Origin of the sequence: Luteibacter sp. SG786, assembly GCF_011759605.1 — a bacterium.
Lineage (GTDB): Bacteria > Pseudomonadota > Gammaproteobacteria > Xanthomonadales > Rhodanobacteraceae > Luteibacter.
Map to the genome: position 1 here is coordinate 20925 of NZ_JAAOYX010000002.1, position 20385 is coordinate 41309.

Below are 20385 nucleotides of genomic sequence, written 5' to 3' on the forward strand. Positions count from 1 at the left end.
CATGACTCCTCCGCTCAAGCTCGTCCGCCGCGGATTGCGCGACACCACCGAGATCCTCGCGAACGAGCTTGCGCGAGCGCTCCCCGGCACCGACATGCCCGCCTGGAGCGAACTCGAGTGGCGGCTCGCCATGGCGGCCGCCGCCGCCCACGGCATTTCGCCGTCGCTCTGCCGGTTCACCACATGGCAGCAGCCGGCGTGGCGCCGTTTCCTGGTGGAGCAACGCGGACACGTGGAGCAACGGCACCAGCGCATCGCCGACCTGCTCCGCCGGATCGACGCAGGCGCGCGCGCCAACGGCCTGCCGCTCATGGCCTTGAAAGGTGCGGCGCTGCATGCGCTGGGTCTTTACGCCGCGGGAGACCGGCCCATGGCGGACATCGACCTGCTCGTCGACGACACACACGCGGACGCGACGGCAGACCTGCTTGCTTCGCTCGGCTACGAGGCCTCGTTCACACAGTGGAAGCACCGCGTGTTCAAGCCCCGCGACGCATCGCCGGTCATGGCATTGGGGGAGCATTGCGATACACCGGTCAATATCGAACTGCATACCCGTATCCACGAACGCCTGCCCGTCGCCACCGTGGACATCACCGCGCAGGTACGGACGGCCGACGCCACGCCCGGCATCCATGCCTATCCGTCCCTCGGCGCGTTGATGAGCCACCTGCTGCTGCATGCGGCAGGGAACATCTGCGGACGCAGCCTGCGCCTCATTCACCTCAACGACATCGCCCTGCTGGCGACGCGCATGACGCCTGCCGACTGGCAACCGCTGTGGGCCGGTGAGGCCCCGTGGTGGGCGCTGCCGCCGCTGCGCCTCGTGGCGCGCTATTACCGCAGCGCCGTTCCGGCGGCCGTGCTGGGCAGGCTGGAACGGGACTGCCCGCCCCTGCTTCGCGCCTTCACGCGCTACCAGACGCTGAGCAGCCTGTCCTGCTCCAATCTGTGGCTCAACGCATTGCCCGGCCTGGAATGGGCGCGCTCGCCGCGCGAAGCGGCACGCTACCTCCGGAACCGACTGCGTCCGACACAAGAGAGCGTGCAGGAACGAAAGGACATGCTGCGCACGCAGGCGTGGCTGCAAGACCAGCCCTGGGTCACCCTCGGCCACCGCCGTCGCCTGCTTACCTGGCTCACGCGTCCGGTGCCGCGCATGGACACGCTCTATGTGGTGCGCAAGGCGCTGGAACATGGGGCGCCGCTTCCGGGTTGACACCGTTCCCCGCTCAGCGGCGCACCAACTCTTCGTAAAGGGACTCGAAGCAAGCAGCCGTATGGTCCGCGTCTTCGGCGAGCGCGAGCTGTTGTGCCTGCCGGGCGAGGCGCAACCGCAGTTCGTCGTCGCCGAGCGCCATGGCCACGGCGGCGGCCAGCGCGTCCGCATCGCCCACGGGAACGGCGAGCGCCGCCGCCGGCGCCCATTCGGCGATGTGCCCGACTGCCGTGCCGACCGTGGGCACGCCGGCTACCGCGGCCTCCAGCAGAACCAGGGGCCCGGCCTCGTGCAGCGACGACATCACGAGCAGATCGGCCGATGCCATGAGCGGGCGCAACTCGCGCTGGGTACGGAAGCCGAGGAAGCTCACCCGCTCCTCGAGGCCGAGGGAGTGTGCAAGCTGCTGGATCTCGCCGGCGAGCGTGTCCACGCCGACGACGCGAAGATCGAAGTCCACGCCTGCGTCGGACAGCTTGCGCATGGCCCGCAGCAAGGTCGAAGGGTCCTTCACCCGGTTCAGGCTGGCGACGTGGATGAGCCGGGCCGGACCGCCGGCGCGCGCGCGCGGAGGCAGCGGCACCCATGCCTGCGTATCGACGCCGAGGGGTACGCGACGCGCCGCGATGCCCAGTTCCCGCAACGAATGCAGTATCGGCGCGCTCGCGGCGGTAACGGCACGCGCCGCACGCAGCACTACGGCCTCGCGCAGGCGGCTGCGCCACTTCCTGCGGCCGCCGTAACCGATGGCTCGCAGCGCCACCAGTTCGCCGCCGGCAATGTGCACGAGGCTGGGAAGGCCGAGCCACCTCGCCGCCACCACCGCGATCAGGCCGCAATGGCCCGAGAAGATCGCATGCACGACGTCGAAGGCACCTTGCCTGTGTTCCGCGCGGATCGCCTGGATGGTGCGCCATACGGTCCGGCCGGCACCGATGTTGTGCACGGTAGCGCCCGCCAGCGGCCAGGAACCCGGCCGCGTTTCCTGGTGCAGGGCGAACACGTGCACATCGTGATGGCGGGCCAGGCGCGCGATCAGGGCGAGGAAGACAGGAATCACCCGCTCTTCGCCGCCGCGGTCCACACCGCCCGGCAGCACCAGCGCGATCTTCATGGCGAGCCCGCGAGCAGCTGCGCATAGGTATTCGCCCAGCGCGCCCCCAGGGCATCGAACGACAGCGTGCTGTCGAAGTGCGCGCGCACGGCGGCACGGTCGACCCTGTGCTCCGCCGCGCCGATCAGCGCGTCCGCGAGCGCCGCGGCGTCGGCGCGTGGCCACAGCTTTCCCATGCGCCCGTTGCCGGTGATCGCCCTGAAGGCAGGAATATCCGTCACGACGGGAAACGCACCGCAGGCGAGCGCTTCGAGAAGCGCATAACCGGAGCCCTCGGCGAGACTCGCCGATACGAACACATCCGCCGCGCGCAGCAGCTGTTCCACCGCTGCGTGGGGTACGTTGCCGAGGAGCTTCACGCGCGTGGCGAGGCGCGGGTCGCGTTCGATGCGCATGCGCACCTCCGGCATCAGGGGCGCGGTGCCGAAGGCGCAATACAGCCGCAGGCCGGGCAGCCGCTCGGCCGCCTGCGCCACGCCGTCCAGCATCGTCATGGGGTCCTTGCCAAGGGCGAGGTGGCCCACGGACACCACGCATGGATCGCCTCGCAGCCCCGTGGCGGCGCGCGCCGCCTCACGATCGCCCGGCGTGAAACGGCTGCTGCTTTCCGGTATCGCGAAGATCGGCGTGTCGCGCGGGAACAGGCGTTGCCGTGCGAACGGCTCCGCCTGCGCGACGGACGTGAAGACGATGCCCGAGGCCGCACCGTACCAGCGGCGCCAAGGCAGCCGGCGCCATCCCCGCGGCACGCCGTCCGCATGGTCCTGGAGCAGGATCGGCAGCGTGGGGAGCGCGCGCGACACCGCCATCGCATGCCGCGCATACGCCAGGCTGTGCACATGCAATGCGTCCGCATCCAGCCCTGCCACGACGCGCGCGGCGCGGCGGCCGAGTTCGCCCGCACGCCGCGTACCGCCGGTGGCCACGAAACGGTATGTCACGCCGGCACGCTCCAACTGGTGGTCCGAGTCCGCCATCTGTACGACCGTTACGCGGGTACCCCCGCGAACGACGATCTCGGCGATGTCGGCCAGCGAACGCCAGTGCGCGAACACTTCCTCGGGAGACGCGCCGGGCGGCGCGGGAAGGAAGTTCACCATCGCGACGTGCATGCGCTGCCGCCTCAGAGGCCCGATACCTGCGGCATCCGCAGCCGCACGAGCCGGTTGGCCAGGTTGAGCTCCCACGGACGGTCGTAGCGGCGCCGACGGTAGCGCCAAGCCGCCATCGCACTGAGGCCGCGCTTGGCCCAGGGCGGCGAGCGCAGGTCCTGCACGGTCGGGAAGCGGCACCGCAGCACGGTCACGAAATCCTGGATGTGCCGGCGCAGGTCGTCGCTAAGCCACGGCGCATCCGCGTGGCAGGCATAGTCCACCCATCGGCGCTCGGTCCATTCCTCCGGCGAGGTGGGAAACACCACCGGATCGCCGTTGAGATCGAGCAAGGGCATCGAGGCACGCTTGCCGCGCTCCTTCTCGTGCTTGCTGCCCTCCGGCAACGGCGTATAGATATAAACGATGATCTCCGATTGCGGATTGATCTTCTTCAGTTCGCGAATGAACTCGAACGTGTGCAGCGTCTCTTCCTCCGTGTTCACCGGCGGAGCGACCATGAACGACAGCTCCGGGATCACGCCGTGCCGCCGGCACAGTTCCGCCACCTCAAGGGTCTGGTCCGGCCGCGTACCCTTGCGTATCTCCTTGAGCATCGCGCCGCTGGGCGATTCCGCGCCGATATACGCCATGCGCAGGCGGCTCTTGCGCACCAGCTTCCAGGTGGATTCGGAGAGGTTCAGCAGGGCGTCGGAACGCGCGTAGCACCACCACGGCAGCTCCAGCTTCGCCATGATCTCGAGCAAGGGCACCATGTCCGCTTCGCGGTCGAAGAAGTTGTGGTCGAAGAACTGGATGGAGTCGGCGCCAAGCTGGTGCTTCAGGTATCCGAGGTCGCGCTCCAGACGCGCCGTGGCGGGCAACGCCGTGGCGCCGCCGAACATCGCCGCCACGCCGCAGAAGGTGCACCGGAAACGGCAGCCGATGGCGGCCTGGTGCGCCGCCGTGCGCCGGCCAAGGAAGGTGCGCGCGAGATAGCTGCGCGGATCGCCGAGCTTGTCGTAGGGCAGCACGATCCCACTGTCGTCCAGCGAAAAACGCCGGTTGGGGTTGTGCACGACGACGCCATCGTCCTTCCAGGAAAGCCCGCCGATGCGCGACAGGTCGCGTTCGCCCCGTCCCAGCGCCGCGAGGAGTTCCGGCAGGCTCTCCTCGCCCTGCCCGCGTATCGCATAGTCCACGTAAGGCGCGGACAGCGCGGTGTCGGTATACAGCGTGGGAAAATAGCCGCCCCACACGATGGGCAGGTCGGGGCGGTATTCGCGGATCGCCTTCGAGACAGCGATCGACGGCGCCATCTGCGGCCCACCCATCACGCTGATGCCGACGGCGTCGAAACGCTCTTCACCCAGTGCACGCAGGGTGGCGTCCACCACGTCGCGATCCACATTGCCGTCCACGATGCGGCTGCTGCCGTTGCGATCGAGCGCCGCCGACAGATGCAACAGCGACAAGGGGAAGCGCGCGCTCGCACGCGAGGTGACGGTGGGGTTCACGAGGAGCGTGTTCGAAGGCGTCATGACTGCAGTCCGGGAACGGAAGCGCCAACCCGGCGCAGGAGGAACACCAGCGCCACAGGCACCTCGAGCGCCTTGCGGTCGAAATGTGCGTCCGCGGGAATGTCGCGAGGGTCGAGCATGGGTTCGCGCACCTGTTCGATGGCGAGGCCGAGTCGCGCGCAGGCCGCATGCCAGTGGCTGTACAGATGCGGCGTATGGCGTGCGGCATAGCGTCGGCCGCCCGCCTTGAAATCGCGAAGCCAGCCCAGCGCGTGCCCCATGGGATGGACGTCGCTGCACGCCACGTACCCGCCCGGGCGCGTAACGCGGCACAGCTCCGCCAACGCCGGTTGCAGTACCTCGACGTGTCCGACGGTGAGGCCGCACACGGTGAGATCGGCAGTCGCATCGTCCAATGGCAGAGCGTCCAGACCGCCTTCGCTCAGCACCACGCGCGACATGTCGCTCCCAAGCTCCGTTGCTGCACGGGCGAGCATGGCCGGCGACAGGTCCACACCGTGAACGCGTGCCGCGCCCCGGGCGAGCACATGCCTCACATAGCGCCCGCTGCCGCAGCCGGCATCGACCACGGTGGCGCCGGACAAGTCGTCGGGCAACAGATCCAGCATCGCCCGCTCTTCCGTGCGCATCACGGGATTGTGTGCGTGCGCCGGGTAATGGGCGGCCCAGAGTTCATAGGCCTCCATCGGCTCCAGGACGGGTGTGCCGTTCATGCGCACTCTCCTGCGCGGCGTGCGGGGCGCAGGGGCGCCCCAGGCTCCAGTCCGGGCTCCATGGCCAGAAGATCGGCGTCGGCGAACGCACGCGCGAGCAATTTCGGCTTGCCATCGAGCGTCACGGATATCGTGTCGACCTTCGCGACGTCGAACCAGGGGGCGAAGTCAGGGTCGGCCAGGCACGGCAAGCCGTCGCGCACGACCATACGGAGATCGGCGCGCGACAGCCCCACCAGGTTATGCGCGCTTCCCGCACCCCGGTCCTCGACGATGACAAGGTCCGCGACGTAGCCCGGGTCGATCCGGCCGCGCGCAGGCAGCCGAAGTACGCGTGCCGCGTCGGTGGTCGCCAGTCCCAGCAACGCCTCGCCATCCAGTTCGCCGCGTGCAGCCTCCGTGCGCAGCTCCTCCAGCAGGTCGCGCGCGCCGCTCAGGCGCGAGTCGCTGCCGAGCGCGAGCCGTCCCGCCGCCTGCAACGGACGCGGGTCGAGCGAGCGGCCGAGCAGGCGATGGTTGCTGCCCGGGCACCACACGACGGAAGCGCCCGCTTCGATCACGCGAACGACGTCGCGGGCGCCCATGCCCACGCCGTGAATCAGGACGGTGTTCGCCGCAAGGCAACCCATGCGGTCGAGCTCACCGAGTTCGTTTGCGGCCACGTCGTCAGTGCCTTCGGCAAGGTGAATCATCCACGGCATGCCGAACGGCGTGGCGGCGAAGCTCGCCCGCACGGGCGGCCCATAGGCCGGTCCGTGCAGCGCATAGCTCCAGCCGTGGTCGCGCAGGACGCCCACCGGAAAATCGGGGCCGTCCAGGACGGGATGCCATGGATCGTGATGCGCCACGAAGGTCACGCCGGAAAGAAGATTCTTCAGCCCGCCATGGCGCATGCGCCGCGCCTTCGGCACGGCGAGCGAAGCCACGGTGGCAGGGTCGGCGAAATGAGCCTGGAAGGCCGCGATCCAGTCGTAGGCGCTGGGAAACACGGCGTCGCCGGGCAGCGGCGGCACGTTGTTCACCTGGAGGTGGTCGTGCGCATTGATGAGGCCCGGAAAGATCACGTGGTCGCGCAAGTCCACCGGGACCGAACGGATGCCGGCGCGCGCGACGATGCGGTCGCCGCGAAGATGCAGAGGGGCGCGGCCCGCCCCCGCAAGACGCGCGCCGGCGAGAGTGAAGCCCGGTAGCAAGGCGGCGCCGCGCATGCTCAACGCCGATGCATCACGATCAGGAAATGGTCGCCCATGTCGCGCAGCAGGGGCAGACCGCCGAAGCGGTCGTCCAGCCGGCCCAGGCGCTCGTACCGCTCGGGGCGCCGGCGGTAGCGGTCCACCATGTAAGGCGGCGGCAGGAACAGGCTCAGGGCTCGGTAGCTCGCGAGCGTGAAGTGCTCCGCGAATGCCGCGTAGAACTCGCGGGGTGTGTAATACCAGGTCCAGATCGTATGGCCGTTCATACCGACCTCGCGCACGCCCTTCCCGAAGCGGATGCCTGCCCGCCCGAAACGGCGGCGGGCGGCATAGTGCGCCAGCTCCCATGGGCACACGCGACCCATGACGGAAAAGACGAGGCTGCCGCCGGGGCGGACCAGCCGCGCGCACTCGTCGGCCACGGCGCGAAGATCCGGTGCGCAATTCAACGGCCCGAAGTTGGAATAGACACCGTCGAACCGTCCGCCCAGGAGGAACAACTGCTGGATGCCGAGATGCACCGCACTGAGACGCGCTTGCACACCTTCTTCCACCGCACGGGCACGCGTGCGCGCCACCATCTCCGGCGACCAGTCGCTGGCAACCACGTGATAGCCGTGGCGCGCGAATTCCACCGCGTCCAGTCCGGTGCCGCATCCAAGATCGAGCAGGCGCGAGCCGGCGGGAAGTTCCGCGCCGACGGTATGCCACATCGTCGTGCGCATGCGCTGGATCAGTTCGTTGTTGCCACGCGGCCCGTCGTAGTCGGCGGCCACGCTGTCGAAGGCGCGTTGCGTGTCGAGGAGACGTGCCTCGTCGAACTCCCCGGATGCCGGCTGTCCCGCTTGTGCTTGCTCGTTCATGGCGGTGGGTGCCATGCGGCGTCGGTTAGGTTTAACCCGAAGCCGAGCTCGGCTTCGCCATCGCCTCGGAACTCGTGCGTATTGGTGAGAGCCCTTGGCCGGTCCCCTCGTCGCTACGCTGCGGTGTCGCTTGGGAAAGGAGGGCCGCTGCGCGGCCAGTGTCCGATGGCTTGCGCCCCGGCGCGCACGGACGGTCGGCGGGGTTTTCCGACTCGACATCCCTGTCTCGGCGGAAAAGACCGGCCATCCTGGCCGGCCCCCTTCGGGCCTTATCCGCCGACCGTCCTCACCTCCGCTACCCGCGCCGAGGGGACCGGCCAAGGGCTCTTCCGGACTGTGGGTTAGCGCGCGGGGAAAGCACGAACCGCTCCGCAGACGGCAGCCGATAAACGTCCTATGGTGCTCGAAGGCTCCACGTCCGAACGTGGATTCTGAAGACCCACGCGGCCCTTACCCTCCGACTTCGACGACCTCGATGGTTGCGAGGCGCTGAAGCGCCCTCATTCATCGATTTCTGTTTCTGGTTCCACTGGGTCACGGCGCACCCAAAGACGGTCGGCTCCAAGGTAGTGATACATCCCGTATTGATATAACGGCCAGCGCGTTCTTTAAGCTTCAAAGTCCGTGGCACCGAGCTGTCTGCAACGCCCCGAGGAACGATCAAACACTTCGAACCCACCATTCGTTCGGTGCGACACCGCATCAGCGCCCTTCCCACATGACGCCTGACCGTTCGAAGGAGCCCTCGGCTGTCCCCCTCGGCGCGGGTAGCGGAGGTGAGGGCGGTTGGCGGACAAGGCCCGAAGGGGGCCGGCCAGGATGGCCGGCCTTTTCCGCCGAGACAGGGATGTCGAGTCGGAAAACCCCGCCGACCGTCCGTGCGCGCCGGGGCGCAAGCCATAGGACACTGGCCGCGTAGCGGCCCTCCTCTCCCAAGCGACACCGCAGCGTAGCGACGAGGGGGACAGCCGAGGGCTCCCTCTGCACCGTCCGAGCGCTATCGCGACGGCGAAGCCGAGCCAGCCCGAAGCCCGCTAAGCCGAAGCACGGCGCAACGCATGCCGAGCGACAGCCGCCAGCGACGCGAGAAACGCCGCCGCCAGCAGTCCGATACCGAGGGTGAGCACCGTGTTCGGGAAGACCTTGTCCTTGTCGACGTACACCGGCCAGGCGAGCGAGGTTTCGTAGGTGTAATTGGGCAGTTGCCGCAGTGCGAGGTCGGCACGTACCTGTTCCAGCGCGCGAATGTCCTGGTCGCTGGTGGCGACTGCCAGGTCGGTCAGCGCCGCCTGATCGTTTCGCCCCGTGTTACCGGCGAGCAGCTTGGCGCGGCGCTCCTGCGCGTCCTTGAGGCGTGCGTCGACAGCGTCGATCCGGTCGCGGACAAACGCTATCGGGGCGGCGGCGATGCGCGTGTGCGCGGCGTGCAACACCGTGGCCGCCGCCGTCGCCAGTTGCTTTGCATCTTCCGCCGAGTACCCGCGCACACGCAGCTTCACGATATTGGCATACGGCAGCTGCTCGATTTTCATGCTTCCGCGGAAGAGCCTTGCCTCGGGCGCATCGACCGGCACGCCGATACTCTTCAGCACATCGTCCTGGAACGCCCGCGTTTCGAGGCGCTCGACCGTTCGCGAGAACGCCTCGACGTGCGGGTCCTGGCCGGCAGGCGCAGTACCCACCTGTCCGATCTGGATCCACGCCGTGGCCTCCCACTGGTTGCGCGCGTGATGAAGGTAGGCGACGGTGAGGGCGAGGACGACGAGTCCCACACCGATGAACCAGCGCCATTCCCGGACGACGATGCGCCACATGTCGATCAGGTAGATTTCGTCGTCGTTTGCCATGCAGGTAACTCGTGGGGGTGATCGGAACGGAAAGAAGGCATCGCAGCACGCCGGTTCGGAAGCAGGCCGGCAAGCAGTTGCAGCAACAGGCAGAGGGCGAGGAAACCGCCGTTCATCCAGATGAAGATCTGCGGTGCGAAGGGCGACATCACCGAAACGTAGGCGATGCGCAGGAACATGAGCAGCCCGAAGAGCGGTACCGTGGGGCGCAGCCGCCGCACGCACCACAGCAGCAGCGCGTAGGCCGCGATCATGGCCGCGACGGCGCCACCCGCGCCCCAAGCCATGAGGAACGGAAGGTACTCGGTGCCGACATTGATGTTGATGGCGTCCAGGGGGATGTCGGTGTCGGCGGTGGCCAGGGCGCCGCTGCCGGGCACAAGCTGGTGCAGTAGGAAATCCGCGTTCGTGTAGTGCTTGGCGAGCATCGCGGCGAAGTTGTAGGGGCCGGCACTTACATACAGCAACAACCACTTCACGCCCTGGGGCGCCGAGCGGTAGAGATCGCCGAAGGGTAGCGTCACGTGCTCAATGGATCCCGAACGAAGTGTCCCCAGCACGGAAAACACGACGCAGCCGATCAGTCCCAGGACGGCGATCGCCTTCCATGGCAGCGGCCGGGTCTCGTCGCGGCGGAACGCCAACACGAATGCGATGGAAAACAACCCGGCGAAGATCCGATTGCGATCGATCACCAGCACCGGGAACGCCAGCCCGATCGCGATCAGCCCGGACCGCAGCGCCGGGTGGCGCGCGCAAAGCAAGCCGATCACGGGCAGGGTCCAGCACATGTCGGAAATGTGGCGAAGGTGTTCGCGCCCTGGCTCCAGCGTCGCGTACGACGACGGGTTGCTGATGAGCGGCACGGGATAGAGCAGCAGCTCGAGCAGGCAGAAGACGACCACCACGCCGGCAAAGGCAAGCGCGACGAACGCTTCGCGCGTGCCTGCGTACGTGCGCTCGCGGAATCGCCGTGGCGCAGGAAGTCTCGACGCGAAACAGGCGTCCGCGAGCATGATGCCCAGCGAGGCGAGCACGAGCAGGAGGATGCCCTGCCCGTACCCTTGAGGCAGGTCGTAGGTGAGCAGCGTGACGCCGCACGCCAGCAACATGGGCAGGCAGAGGTATGTGGAGGGCAGGCGGAGCAGCCGCTTCACGCCGCACCCACGTGACGGCGACCATGCGCGACGCGCAGCCTCGAGATCGCCAGCAGCGATACATAGGCTGCCATGTGCACTGCGACCTTTCCCATCCTGCCCTGCAGGTAGGCGATCTTCGCACCGATGCGGCATGCCTCCGCCCGCAGCAGCGTGCGATCCGGCTCGGCGAACATGCAGACGCGGCGCAATGCCACCTCGCGCGCCTCGGTGAGGTTCACGATACGCGTGGCCGTATGGCGCGTCTTGCTGAAGTTGGCGCCGTGCAAACGGTAGGCGCACACTTTCTCGTCGACGAAACCGATGGCGTCGCGCGCGGCAAGGCGCAGAAAGAGGTCCCAGTCGTCGATGCGCAGGCCCTCGGTCCAGCGCGCGACGGTTTCCAGGGCGCCCTTGCGCAGCATGGTCACCGGCCCACCGATGGCCCAATGGCTGATCACGGCACGGCGAATGCCCTCGTCGGTGCGGTACAGGCGCTTGTCGGCGCCATGCAGGTCGCTCATGCCGCTGTCGAGCAGCTTCCGGCCATCGCGGTCGACGACCACGCAATCGCCGATGGCGGCACCCTTGCCCGGATGCGCCATCAGGTAGCGCACCAGTGTCTCCGAACCGCCCGGCAGGAAGAAATCGTCGCTGGCACCGATGCGCAGGAATTCGCCATGGGCGCGTGCCGCCAGTTCGTTCAGGGTGGCCGCAATGCCCTTGTTCTCGCGGCTCACGTATTCCACGGGGATATCGTCGCGGTGCCGCGCCAGCCACGCCTCGATGCGCCCCGCCGTGCCGTCGGTCGAGCCGTCGTCGATGATCACGATCTCCTTCGTCGGGTAGGGGTCGGCGAGGATGCTGTCCAGGCATTCCTGCACGAACGCCTCGTGGTTGTAGGCAGGCACGAGCACCGAAACCAGCGGCATCGACGTTATCGCCGGGGCGGTCATGTCACAGGGCTCCCAGGTAGCGCCTTGCTACCGCAAGGTTGAAGAGCAGGTAGATCGCGTAGTTCGCGGCGAAGGCGTACATTGCGCCGACGAGACCGAAGCGCATCGACAGGGCGTGCACGAGAAGGAAATAGGTGCCGGCGAAAACGAGTTCGGAGACGATGAAGAGCCGTGTCATCGCCTTGGCCAGCATGAGGTAGGCGAGCACGAACGAAGCGATCTTCAGCACGTCGCCGATCAGCTGCGGCGCATACAGGTCGTTCGCTGCCGCGAAATCGCCACTGAAGAGCACCCGGGTGACGACATCGCGCATCAGGTAGATGACGATGGCCACCACCGTCACTGCCGGCAGGAGGTAACGCCACGCTTCGCCCAGGGCAGCGACCAGGGCCCCTCGTTCCTTTGCCGCCGCAAGCCGGGGCAGGTAATGCATGTTGATCGCCGCGACCACAAACAGGAGGTAGGCGTCCGACACACGAGTGACTGCCTGCCAATAGCCGACCTGCTCCCATCCGAAGCGGGCGGCGAGATCGTCGCGGACGGCGATGTTCACCAGCGGCGGCACCAGGGCCGATGTCAGCGTCATCGTCGAGAACGCCGCGAGCCGGTGGGTCATCTCCCGATCGAAGCGCATGCGGAGCATGCCGCGCTGGAAGTACGGACTGCGCCACCATGCAGGCAAGCCCACCACGAGCCACAGCACCTGTCCAAGCACCAGGGAAAGCAGCGCGCCATACAGATGCAGCCAGCGCGAGAGCGCAAGCGCCGCCAGCATCGCCAGCGCCGAGCCGGCCACCTGCACCAGCGCCAGCCGGCGAACGTCCATGAATCCGTTGATGACCGCGAGGATGTAGTTGACGGCCGCGATGCCCAGTTGCGCGATGGCGAGCACGCGCACGAGCCCGGCATACGCCGTGTCACCCAGCAGCCATGCCGCGATCCTCTCGCTGAAGAGCCACGTCACGAGGCCCATCGCACAGGAGGCCAGCAGCGCGTACCACAAGGCCGCGGACAGGAGACGCGCAAGGCGCGCTGCGTCGTCGCGGTATTCCGCCACGTACTTCACCACCGCGGAGCCGATGCCTCCCCCGGCGAATACCGCCAGCAGCGACATCAGGCTGATGAACTGGCCCAGCCGCCCGACGCCGGCGGGGCCCGCGAACGAGGCGACCAGCTTCACCACGAGCAGCGCGGCAAGCAGGCGTGCAGCCGTACCGGCCGCCGAATAGAGACCCGTCCGGACGATGTTCATGCGTCGGGAAACGACAGGCAGGCATCCACCACCTGCGCCACCTGGTCCGCGCGGAGGCCCGGACCCATCGGCAGGCTCAACACCTCGTCGTGGATGCGCTCCGTGAGCGGCAGCGACCTATGGCGCAGCTCTGCATAGGCCTCCTGGCGGTGCGGAGGAATGGGGTAGTGCACCAGCGTTTGCACACCTCTGGAGGCCAGGTGCTTACGCAGGGCGTCACGTCGCGCGCTGCGCACCACGAAAAGATGCCATACGTGGCTGCCCGGGCTTCCCTCGCCCGGCACTCGGATGGCGGGGTGGACGATCGACTGCCGATAGGCGGTGGCGATCCGCTGCCGTGCCATGTTCTCCGCGTCGAGGTAGCGGAGCTTCACGCGCAGCACGGCAGCCTGCCATTCGTCGAGGCGGGAATTCACGCCCTGCCGGTCGTGCCGGTACTTCTCCACCGAACCGTAGTTGCGCAAGGTACGCACGGCCGTGGCGAGCCGGTCGTCATCGGTCACGACGGCGCCGCCGTCACCCAGGCCGCCGAGGTTCTTGCCGGGATAGAAGCTGAACCCCGCGGCATCGCCGAACGCGCCGGCCTTTCGCCCGAGCGATGCCGCACCGTGCGCCTGCGCGGCGTCTTCGATCAGCAGAAGGCCGTGCCGCCGGGCAATGGTCGCGAGTGCGGCCATGTCGGCAAGGCGGCCATAGAGATGAACCGCCATGATCGCGCGCGTGCGCGGTCCGATGGCGTCCTCGACGCGTGAGGGATCGAGGTTGAACGAGGCTTCGTCCGGTTCCACCGGCACGGGTACCAGGCGGTTGCCACTCACGGCGAGGAAGGTCGCGATGAACGTGTTGGCCGGCACGATCACCTCGTCGCCCTCCGCCAGCTCGCCCATGTCGATGTAGGCACGCAGGATCAGTGACAGCGCGTCCAGTCCGTTACCCACACCCACGGCATGGCGCACGCCGCACCAGGCTGCGAATTCACGCTCGAAGCAAGACAGCTCCTCGCCCATGACGTACCAGCCGGAGTCGATGACCCTGGACGCCGCCGCCTTCAGCTCGTCCGCATGCGCGGCATTGGCCTCGCGAAGGTCGAGGAACGGCACCACCGGCGACGCCGACGTCACCACGCGCCTCCCTCCAGCCTCGCCTCGCCCCTCACTTCGCGAATGAACTCGTCGTAGTCCGTGATGTAGTCGGCCGGGTCATAGAGTTGGTCGGCCAGCACCATCAGCACGCAGTCGTCGCTGAAATCGTAGAGGTCGCGCCACACCATGCTTCCGAGGAGAAGCCCCCGGGCGGGGTCGTTCAGGGTAACCGTGCTCGGGCCGGTGCCGTCGTCGAGCAGGAAGGTGACGCTGCCGCGCACCGCCACGGCCAGCTGGTTGAGGTGCCGGTGCGCGTGCATGCCGCGGTGCACGTCGGGGCTGGTCGAGAAAAGGTAATAGACGCGCCTGATCGGGAAAGGGACATTGCGCTCCTGCTCAAGGGCGACAAGCATCCCGCGGCTGTCGCCGTGCGTCTGCAGGGGTATCGATTGGATGTCCATGTTCGGGCGACCTGCTGTGCTGACGGCGGACTCGAGCTTGAGTGCCGTGCCGTTCGGCAAAAGGTTGCGGCCGCGCAGTGCAACCTTCCCGCGGCGCGGAGGCACTCAACCGGACACGACACCCGAGGGGGCCCCGGCATGGAGAGAAACGAACCGGTACCGACGCGCCCGCGCAAGCTGGTGGCGCTGCACTGGCTCACCGTGCTCTTCGTGGCCATCGCGGCCACGCTGATCCTGCTTCGCGACGAACTCGACGGCCGGGCCGTGCGCGCCTGGTTGCTCGAAGGTCATCGCCACGCCGGACTGCTGGTGCTGCTGCTTTTTGGCGTGCGGGTGTGGCTGCGCATCCGCTACGGCAAATTGCAGCCGGGCGGCGAGCATTCGCGCATCGTGCGGTTCGGCGCCGGCCTCACGCACGTTGCCTTGTATGCGTTGCTGCTCGCGCTGCCCTTGCTCGGCTGGGCGATGTGCGGGGCCGCGGGACTGGACGTGCACTTCTTCGGATTCACCCTTCCGGCCCTGGTCGGCGAGGACGAAGACCTGGCGGACAGGTTGCAGGCCTGGCACGTGGACGCGGCCTGGGCGCTTCTGGTGCTGGTGGTCCTGCACCTTTCCGCCGCCCTGTGGCACCACTTCGTGGTGCGTGATCACACCTTGCGAATGATGTTACCGGGGCGCCGCCGCTGATCGGCCGCCACACGTTGCGATCCACCGACAGTAAGAAGGAACCGACCATGCTGCCGCCAACGAACCGATGCGCGAAGCGAAGGAACCACACTTCCCTCTTGGCCGGCGTGCTCGCCGCGCTGCTGCTTTTCGTCACCGGCACCGCGCAGGCCATTCCCGCCTATGCGCGCCAGACAGGTGCAGCGTGCGCCGACTGCCACGCCGGCGCCTACGGCCCCGCGCTCACGCCTTACGGCATGCGCTTCAAGCTGGGTGGCTATACCGACACCGACGGCAAGGGCACGAAGATTCCGCTGGCTCTGCAGTTGACCGAAACGCACAGCAATCCGGCGCGCGGCGACAGCAGCACCACGCTGTCCGAAGGCGACCTCTACCTCGCCGGCCGGCTCACCGACCAGGTGGGCGGCTTCGTCAAGGTGGAAGCCGATCACACGGGCCACAACACCTACAACACGAAGCTCAGCAGCGTGGACCTCCGCTTCGTGGCCAAGGAACTGAAGATCGGCGGCAAGGACACCTTGTTCGGCATCAGCGTGAACAACAGCCCGGGCTTCAACGACCCGATCTCCGCGCTGCCCTCCGCCAGCTTCCTCGGCCCCGCCGGCATCACGGGCTCGCTCCTCAACCCGTCCAGCCCCAACTCGCTGGCCAACCGCGTCATCGGGGCCACGGCCTATGCCCTGTATGACGACAACTGGTACGGCGAGGCGGGCACATACCGATCGTTGCCCACCTCGCAGCAGGATCACCTCGGCTACAACATCGGCGGCGATCCGGGCCGGCTGCGCGACACCGCTTACGGGCGCTTCGCCTATATGAAGGACATGAAGAAGCAGTTCTTCTCGGCCGGCGTGGTGGGCCTCACCACGAAGCGACAGCTGCCGCGCTCGGGCCCCAGCGACGACATCGTGGACCTCGGCTACGACCTCACCTACCAGTATCTGGGCAACCGCGACCACATCGTGCAGCTGGCCTACGTGAACATCCTGGAGAAGCGCGACTACGGCAGCACGCCCCTGATCGGCGGTGTACTCGCGCGGGACAAGGGCATCGTGCACGACCAGACGATGACCGTGACCTACACGTTCAAGCAAACCTACGGCCTGACCTTCACCCACTTCAAGAGCACGGGCTCGCGCGACCTCGCGCGTTTCGGTCCGTCGGGCGATCCGGACACCACCACCAACCTCATCAGCCTGTACTGGGCGCCATTCGGGAAGGACGATTCGTATACCTCGATCGCCAACCTGAAGCTCGCGGCCACCTGGTTCCGCTTCAGCCGCTTCGCCGGCAGGGAGGACGACATCTTCTTCGCGCCGCCGGGTACGCAACGCACCGACGCACGCGACCTGAATGCGTTCTCCATCTCGGCCAGCATCGCCTTCTGACCATGACGGGAGCACCACGCGTGTCGTTATCCAACCGTTTTTACTTGGCACTGTTCGCACTTGTCGCCGGGGGCCTGGCAACCCCGGCCACCCGGGCCGGCGACGCCGCAGCCGGCAAGGACGTCTTCAAGTCCGAATGCGCCGAATGCCACGCCGTGGCGGAAGGCCGCAACAAGAAAGGCCCAAGCCTGTTCGGTATCGTCGGCAGGAAGGCCGGCAGCGTCGCCGGCTATGACTATTCCGATGCGCTGAAACAGAGTCCCTGGACATGGACGACGGAACAGTTACATACGTATCTGTCGCAACCGGCGAAAAAAGCCAACCCGGGCACGAAAATGAAATACGACGGCCTGGACGATGCGAAGGACCTCGACAATCTGATTTCCTATCTGGAAACGCTGCATTAGAGTTCCTGCGGGCCATGACGCGCCCGAGGGCTCGATGCCGCACATGGATTACCGTCCCGCGTTCACGCATGCATGGCAGCGCCGGCGGATGGCAGGCGCCCGCATGAGCCGTCGTGCACTGTCGGGCAGCCTTGCCGCGTGGTTGGTTTTCGCCTGTCATGCGGCGCATGCCCAGGATTCGCGCTTCAGCGGCACCGTGGCCGTCGCATCGCAACTGGTGGATCGCGGCCTGGCCATTACCCGCCCCGGGCCCGTCTTCCAGGGTGCGCTCAACTGGACGTCTCCCTCGGGCTGGTCCGCCGGGATTTCCGCCAGTGCGGAAGCGCGCACACCGCGCGGGTTCGTCGGATTCGTTGCGCAGGTTGCCCATTCATGGTCGCTCTCGCCGGATTGGCAAATGCAGGCCAGCCTCCTCGACTACCGCTATCCGCGCCACGGCGGCGGAAGGACATACGACCGCACCGAACTCGGCGTGAGCTGGATCTATCGCGACGTGCTCACTTTCGGGCTTTCCGCGTCGCACATGGACCGCTACGGCGGGCAGAGGCCGCGCGGAGCCGCCGACCTGGGCTTCCGCTGGCCGCTGGCCCATGGGTTCGCCTTCACGGCGAGCGCCGGCGTCGCCCAGGAACTGGTGCCGCCGCGCGGCGCCGGTTACGAGCGCCGGAACCACTACTATTACGGGCACGCCGGGGTGGCCTGGGATCAAGGACCCTGGCGGGTCGAGGTGGCCCACGTCACGAGCGATCGCGACCGGCCGAGGTACCAGTACAAGGTCTCACCATGGATCGCGACCGTGGCGTGGACTTTCTGAAAGGTGACGGGGGCAACCTTTTGCGTCCCGCTCGGCACCCAAGAGTCATGCGAACCCACGAGCCACGCCCATGAGCGACGCCGACAACCAGGCCGACGCGACAGATCGCCAGCTGCTGCGGCGCATGGCGGAGGGCGACCGGGCTGCGCTCTCCGTGATGTACCGCGCTTACCACGGACGGCTCTGCCGGTTCCTGTCGCGCATTACCCGGCGCGCCGATGTCGTCGAGGAAGCCATCAACGACTGTTTCTGGATCGCCTGGCAGAAAGCCGGCACCTTCCAGGGCGAATCCCGGGTGTCCACGTGGATCATGGGCATCGCATACCGCTGCGGCCTGAAGGCACTGCGCCAGCACGGCAGCGAGCCGGTGGACGAGGACAGCCTGCCCGAGGACCGCACGCCTTCGCACGACCCCGACGACGACCGCGTGATGCGCGACTGGCTGGGCAAGGGTCTGGAAAGACTCTCGGCCGACCAGCGCGTGGTGGTGGAACTCGTCTACGGCGTGGGCCACACACTGGACGACGTGGCGACCATCATGGGCTGCCCGGTGGGCACGGTGAAGGCTCGCCTTTTCCACGCGCGCGTGAAGCTGCGCAACGTGCTTCCCGGCCTTGCCGGCGAGCGAAACATACACAGAGAGAATGCGCCATGACCCTCCAGAAGGATGCCGGCAGGGATTGCACACGAGCCTGGGAAGCGATGCCCTGGGTATTGCGGGGCGATGCTCCCGCCACGCAGGACGACTGGCTGCGGGCGCACCTCGCCGGCTGCCATGGCTGCCGCGAGGAATTCGCGCAGCAGGAACGCCTGCGCGAAGCCCTGTCCCTGCCGTCCGATCTTCCGCTCGACGCAGATGCGGGGCTTGCCCGCTTGATGGCCCGCCTCGACGAAGAGGAGGCGCGGCCGCCCGTGGCGCGCCGCCGTGTTTCTTCGGGCTGGCTCGTGCGCGCCCTGGCTGCCGCGGTGCTGGTGCAGGCCGTCGGCATCGGCGTGCTGGGCGTGAAGCTGCGCGGCGAAGCGCCGCCCGCCCCTGTCTACCGCACGCTGAGCAGCCAGGACGAAGCCCCCGCGGCCGCCGGCTCGTTGCGCGTGGTACCTCAGGCCGCGATGAAAGTAGCCGAGTGGAACCAGCTGTTGCAGAGCCTGCATCTGCGCGTGGCAGGCGGTCCGAACGACGTCGGTGCGTACACGCTGGTCCAGGAGGACGGCAAACCGGCATCGGACGAAACGTTGCAGCGCCTGCGGGGCACGCAGGGCATTCGCTTCGCGGAGCGAGTCGCCGGAGCACCATGAAGCGTCTGCTGGCCGTCATCGTAGCGTGCCTGCTTGTGCCCGCTCTCGCGGGCTGCGCACCGACGCGCGCGCTGGCGGGTAAGCCGGCGGCTTCCACCGCACCGGTGGGCGGTGTGGCCACCATGGACAGCGGTCGCGACATCGTCCTGGCTGTGGCGAATCCGCTGGAACCCGCCCCGACCCACGCCGGCTCGAACCTGCTCGGCTACACCCCCGCGGCGAATTACAGCTCGGGACAGCGCGCGGCATCGGCGCTCGCGGACATCGAAAAAGCGTACGGCGTGCGCACGATCACCGGCTGGCCGATCAAGGCCCTGGGCCTGTATTGCGTGGTGATGCAACCGCCGCCCGGCGTGGACCGCGACGCACTGATCGCCCGGCTTGCCGCCGATACCCGCGTGCAACTGGCCCAGCCGCTTCAGGATTACACCGTCTACGGCGAAGCGGATAACGGGCAAACGGAGGGTCGCCGCTACAACGACCCGTACACGGACCTTCAGCGTGGCTTCGTCGAAACCCGTGCGGCCGTAGCCCATACGGTCACCCAGGGCGACGGCGTGCACGTGGCCGTCGTCGACACCGGCGCGGACATGAGCCACCCCGACCTGCGTGACCACGTACGCGATGCCGGCGACGCGGTGGACGGCGACGCGGCAAGTTACAACGGTGACCGCCACGGCACCGAGGTAGCCGGCATCATCGCCGCCGAAGGCGACAACCATCAGGGCATGGTCGGCATGGCGCCGAAGGCGCGCATCAGCGTATACAAGGCCTGCTGGTATCCCCAACCGGACAAGGGTGCGCGCTGCAATTCGTTCACTCTCGCCAAGGCCCTCGCCGCGGTGAACGACACCGACGCCCGCATTGTGAACTTGAGCCTCGGCGGCCCCGCGGATCCCCTGCTGGGCAAGCTGCTCGCACAACTGCTGGAGCGTGGCCGGATCGTCGTGGCCGCGATGCCGCCCGGCGGCGGCACCGGCGGTTTTCCCGACAACGCGCCCGGCGTGCTCGTCGTGCGCTCGAGCGACACGGCACCCGCCGCACCGGGCATCCTGAGCGCACCGGGCAAGGACATCCTCACCACGCAACCCGGCGGCGGTTACGATTTCTCCTCCGGCTCGTCCATGGCCGCTGCCCATGTGAGCGGCATTCTCGCCCTCCTCCTATCCATCTCGCCGCGACTGGATGCGGCCAAGGCCCGCGACATCCTCCTGCGCACCAGCAGCGTCACCCACGGCATGCTCGAGGTGGACGCGGCCGCTGCGGTGGCTGCGCTGGGCGCGGAGCGCAGAAACCCGTAAAACCAAGGCGCCGGAGCTACGGGC

General features: G+C 67.7%; 20 protein-coding genes. 8 read left to right on the top strand and 12 right to left on the bottom strand.

What is annotated here, in order from left to right:
- Position 1 precedes the first annotated feature (1 nt).
- On the top strand, positions 2 to 1219 hold the full coding sequence (locus FHS47_RS11975; protein ID WP_167027991.1) for a nucleotidyltransferase family protein: 1218 nt from the start codon (positions 2 to 4) through the stop codon (positions 1217 to 1219).
- A 13-nt stretch (positions 1220 to 1232) separates the two neighbouring features.
- Here FHS47_RS11975 and FHS47_RS11980 read toward each other — a convergent pair whose 3' ends face one another.
- The 12 genes from FHS47_RS11980 to FHS47_RS12035 form a co-directional block, all read right to left on the bottom strand.
- The gene (locus FHS47_RS11980) at positions 1233 to 2333 is read right to left on the bottom strand and encodes a glycosyltransferase (RefSeq protein ID WP_167027995.1); all 1101 of its coding nucleotides are present in this window, start codon (positions 2331 to 2333) and stop codon (positions 1233 to 1235) included.
- Entirely contained in the window at positions 2330 to 3445 is a 1116-nt protein-coding gene (locus FHS47_RS11985) for a glycosyltransferase family 4 protein (protein WP_167027998.1), read from the bottom strand. The genes FHS47_RS11980 and FHS47_RS11985 overlap by 4 nt, the downstream gene beginning before the upstream one ends.
- A gap of 11 nt (positions 3446 to 3456) precedes the next feature.
- Positions 3457 to 4965 (bottom strand): radical SAM protein, encoded by a 1509-nt coding sequence (locus FHS47_RS11990; RefSeq protein ID WP_167028001.1) that lies wholly within the window; start codon positions 4963 to 4965, stop codon positions 3457 to 3459.
- The gene (locus FHS47_RS11995; RefSeq protein ID WP_167028004.1) at positions 4962 to 5678 is read right to left on the bottom strand and encodes a class I SAM-dependent methyltransferase; all 717 of its coding nucleotides are present in this window, start codon (positions 5676 to 5678) and stop codon (positions 4962 to 4964) included. Before FHS47_RS11995 ends, FHS47_RS11990 begins: the two co-directional genes overlap by 4 nt.
- Positions 5675 to 6886, bottom strand: a complete 1212-nt coding sequence (locus FHS47_RS12000) for an amidohydrolase family protein (protein ID WP_167028007.1) — start codon at positions 6884 to 6886, stop codon at positions 5675 to 5677. Before FHS47_RS12000 ends, FHS47_RS11995 begins: the two co-directional genes overlap by 4 nt.
- A gap of 2 nt (positions 6887 to 6888) precedes the next feature.
- Positions 6889 to 7734: a class I SAM-dependent methyltransferase gene (locus tag FHS47_RS12005; RefSeq protein WP_167030072.1), complete on the bottom strand. Its 846-nt coding sequence runs from the start codon at positions 7732 to 7734 to the stop codon at positions 6889 to 6891.
- A 1034-nt stretch (positions 7735 to 8768) separates the two neighbouring features.
- Positions 8769 to 9581, bottom strand: a complete 813-nt coding sequence (locus tag FHS47_RS12010) for a Wzz/FepE/Etk N-terminal domain-containing protein (RefSeq protein ID WP_167028010.1) — start codon at positions 9579 to 9581, stop codon at positions 8769 to 8771.
- Complete coding sequence (locus tag FHS47_RS12015) at positions 9554 to 10738, bottom strand: hypothetical protein (protein ID WP_167028013.1); 1185 nt, start codon at positions 10736 to 10738, stop codon at positions 9554 to 9556. The genes FHS47_RS12010 and FHS47_RS12015 overlap by 28 nt, the downstream gene beginning before the upstream one ends.
- A complete protein-coding gene (locus FHS47_RS12020; RefSeq protein ID WP_208381972.1) occupies positions 10735 to 11673 on the bottom strand; it encodes a glycosyltransferase in 939 nt (312 codons plus the stop codon). The genes FHS47_RS12015 and FHS47_RS12020 overlap by 4 nt, the downstream gene beginning before the upstream one ends.
- Position 11674: 1 nt before the next feature.
- Positions 11675 to 12925 carry an O-antigen translocase gene (locus FHS47_RS12025; RefSeq protein ID WP_167028016.1) on the bottom strand — a complete coding sequence of 417 codons (1251 nt, stop codon included), beginning with the start codon at positions 12923 to 12925 and terminating at the stop codon, positions 11675 to 11677.
- Entirely contained in the window at positions 12922 to 14046 is a 1125-nt protein-coding gene (locus FHS47_RS12030) for a DegT/DnrJ/EryC1/StrS family aminotransferase (RefSeq protein ID WP_167028019.1), read from the bottom strand. The genes FHS47_RS12025 and FHS47_RS12030 overlap by 4 nt, the downstream gene beginning before the upstream one ends.
- Positions 14043 to 14468 (bottom strand): FdtA/QdtA family cupin domain-containing protein, encoded by a 426-nt coding sequence (locus tag FHS47_RS12035; protein WP_167028022.1) that lies wholly within the window; start codon positions 14466 to 14468, stop codon positions 14043 to 14045. The genes FHS47_RS12030 and FHS47_RS12035 overlap by 4 nt, the downstream gene beginning before the upstream one ends.
- A 138-nt stretch (positions 14469 to 14606) precedes the next feature.
- Between FHS47_RS12035 and FHS47_RS12040 the strand changes: the two genes are divergently transcribed.
- From FHS47_RS12040 to FHS47_RS12070, 7 genes are all read left to right on the top strand, one after another.
- Positions 14607 to 15155: a cytochrome b/b6 domain-containing protein gene (locus FHS47_RS12040; protein ID WP_167028025.1), complete on the top strand. Its 549-nt coding sequence runs from the start codon at positions 14607 to 14609 to the stop codon at positions 15153 to 15155.
- A 107-nt stretch (positions 15156 to 15262) separates the two neighbouring features.
- Complete coding sequence (locus tag FHS47_RS12045) at positions 15263 to 16543, top strand: cytochrome C (RefSeq protein ID WP_343203530.1); 1281 nt, start codon at positions 15263 to 15265, stop codon at positions 16541 to 16543.
- Positions 16544 to 16563: 20 nt separating this feature from the next.
- Positions 16564 to 16950: a c-type cytochrome gene (locus tag FHS47_RS12050; RefSeq protein WP_208381974.1), complete on the top strand. Its 387-nt coding sequence runs from the start codon at positions 16564 to 16566 to the stop codon at positions 16948 to 16950.
- 103 nt (positions 16951 to 17053) lie between these two features.
- Entirely contained in the window at positions 17054 to 17764 is a 711-nt protein-coding gene (locus tag FHS47_RS12055) for a TorF family putative porin (protein ID WP_167028034.1), read from the top strand.
- A gap of 70 nt (positions 17765 to 17834) precedes the next feature.
- Positions 17835 to 18419 carry a sigma-70 family RNA polymerase sigma factor gene (locus FHS47_RS12060; RefSeq protein ID WP_167028037.1) on the top strand — a complete coding sequence of 195 codons (585 nt, stop codon included), beginning with the start codon at positions 17835 to 17837 and terminating at the stop codon, positions 18417 to 18419.
- The gene (locus FHS47_RS12065; RefSeq protein ID WP_167028040.1) at positions 18416 to 19060 is read left to right on the top strand and encodes a zf-HC2 domain-containing protein; all 645 of its coding nucleotides are present in this window, start codon (positions 18416 to 18418) and stop codon (positions 19058 to 19060) included. Before FHS47_RS12060 ends, FHS47_RS12065 begins: the two co-directional genes overlap by 4 nt.
- Positions 19057 to 20361 (top strand): S8 family serine peptidase, encoded by a 1305-nt coding sequence (locus FHS47_RS12070; protein WP_167028043.1) that lies wholly within the window; start codon positions 19057 to 19059, stop codon positions 20359 to 20361. Before FHS47_RS12065 ends, FHS47_RS12070 begins: the two co-directional genes overlap by 4 nt.
- Positions 20362 to 20385: the final 24 nt, after the last annotated feature.

Coding starts and splice junctions, on each gene's coding strand:
- FHS47_RS12065 (WP_167028040.1), top strand. CDS start 18,416: ATGACCCTCCAGAAGGATGCCGGCAGGGATTGCACACGAGCCTGGGAA.
- FHS47_RS12005 (WP_167030072.1), bottom strand. CDS start 7,734: ATGAACGAGCAAGCACAAGCGGGACAGCCGGCATCCGGGGAGTTCGAC.
- FHS47_RS12010 (WP_167028010.1), bottom strand. CDS start 9,581: ATGGCAAACGACGACGAAATCTACCTGATCGACATGTGGCGCATCGTC.
- FHS47_RS11980 (WP_167027995.1), bottom strand. CDS start 2,333: ATGAAGATCGCGCTGGTGCTGCCGGGCGGTGTGGACCGCGGCGGCGAA.
- FHS47_RS12020 (WP_208381972.1), bottom strand. CDS start 11,673: ATGACCGCCCCGGCGATAACGTCGATGCCGCTGGTTTCGGTGCTCGTG.
- FHS47_RS12040 (WP_167028025.1), top strand. CDS start 14,607: ATGGAGAGAAACGAACCGGTACCGACGCGCCCGCGCAAGCTGGTGGCG.
- FHS47_RS11995 (WP_167028004.1), bottom strand. CDS start 5,678: ATGAACGGCACACCCGTCCTGGAGCCGATGGAGGCCTATGAACTCTGG.
- FHS47_RS12070 (WP_167028043.1), top strand. CDS start 19,057: ATGAAGCGTCTGCTGGCCGTCATCGTAGCGTGCCTGCTTGTGCCCGCT.
- FHS47_RS11990 (WP_167028001.1), bottom strand. CDS start 4,965: ATGACGCCTTCGAACACGCTCCTCGTGAACCCCACCGTCACCTCGCGT.
- FHS47_RS12060 (WP_167028037.1), top strand. CDS start 17,835: ATGAGCGACGCCGACAACCAGGCCGACGCGACAGATCGCCAGCTGCTG.
- FHS47_RS12025 (WP_167028016.1), bottom strand. CDS start 12,925: ATGAACATCGTCCGGACGGGTCTCTATTCGGCGGCCGGTACGGCTGCA.
- FHS47_RS12035 (WP_167028022.1), bottom strand. CDS start 14,468: ATGGACATCCAATCGATACCCCTGCAGACGCACGGCGACAGCCGCGGG.
- FHS47_RS12000 (WP_167028007.1), bottom strand. CDS start 6,886: ATGCGCGGCGCCGCCTTGCTACCGGGCTTCACTCTCGCCGGCGCGCGT.
- FHS47_RS12055 (WP_167028034.1), top strand. CDS start 17,054: ATGAGCCGTCGTGCACTGTCGGGCAGCCTTGCCGCGTGGTTGGTTTTC.
- FHS47_RS11975 (WP_167027991.1), top strand. CDS start 2: ATGACTCCTCCGCTCAAGCTCGTCCGCCGCGGATTGCGCGACACCACC.
- FHS47_RS11985 (WP_167027998.1), bottom strand. CDS start 3,445: ATGCACGTCGCGATGGTGAACTTCCTTCCCGCGCCGCCCGGCGCGTCT.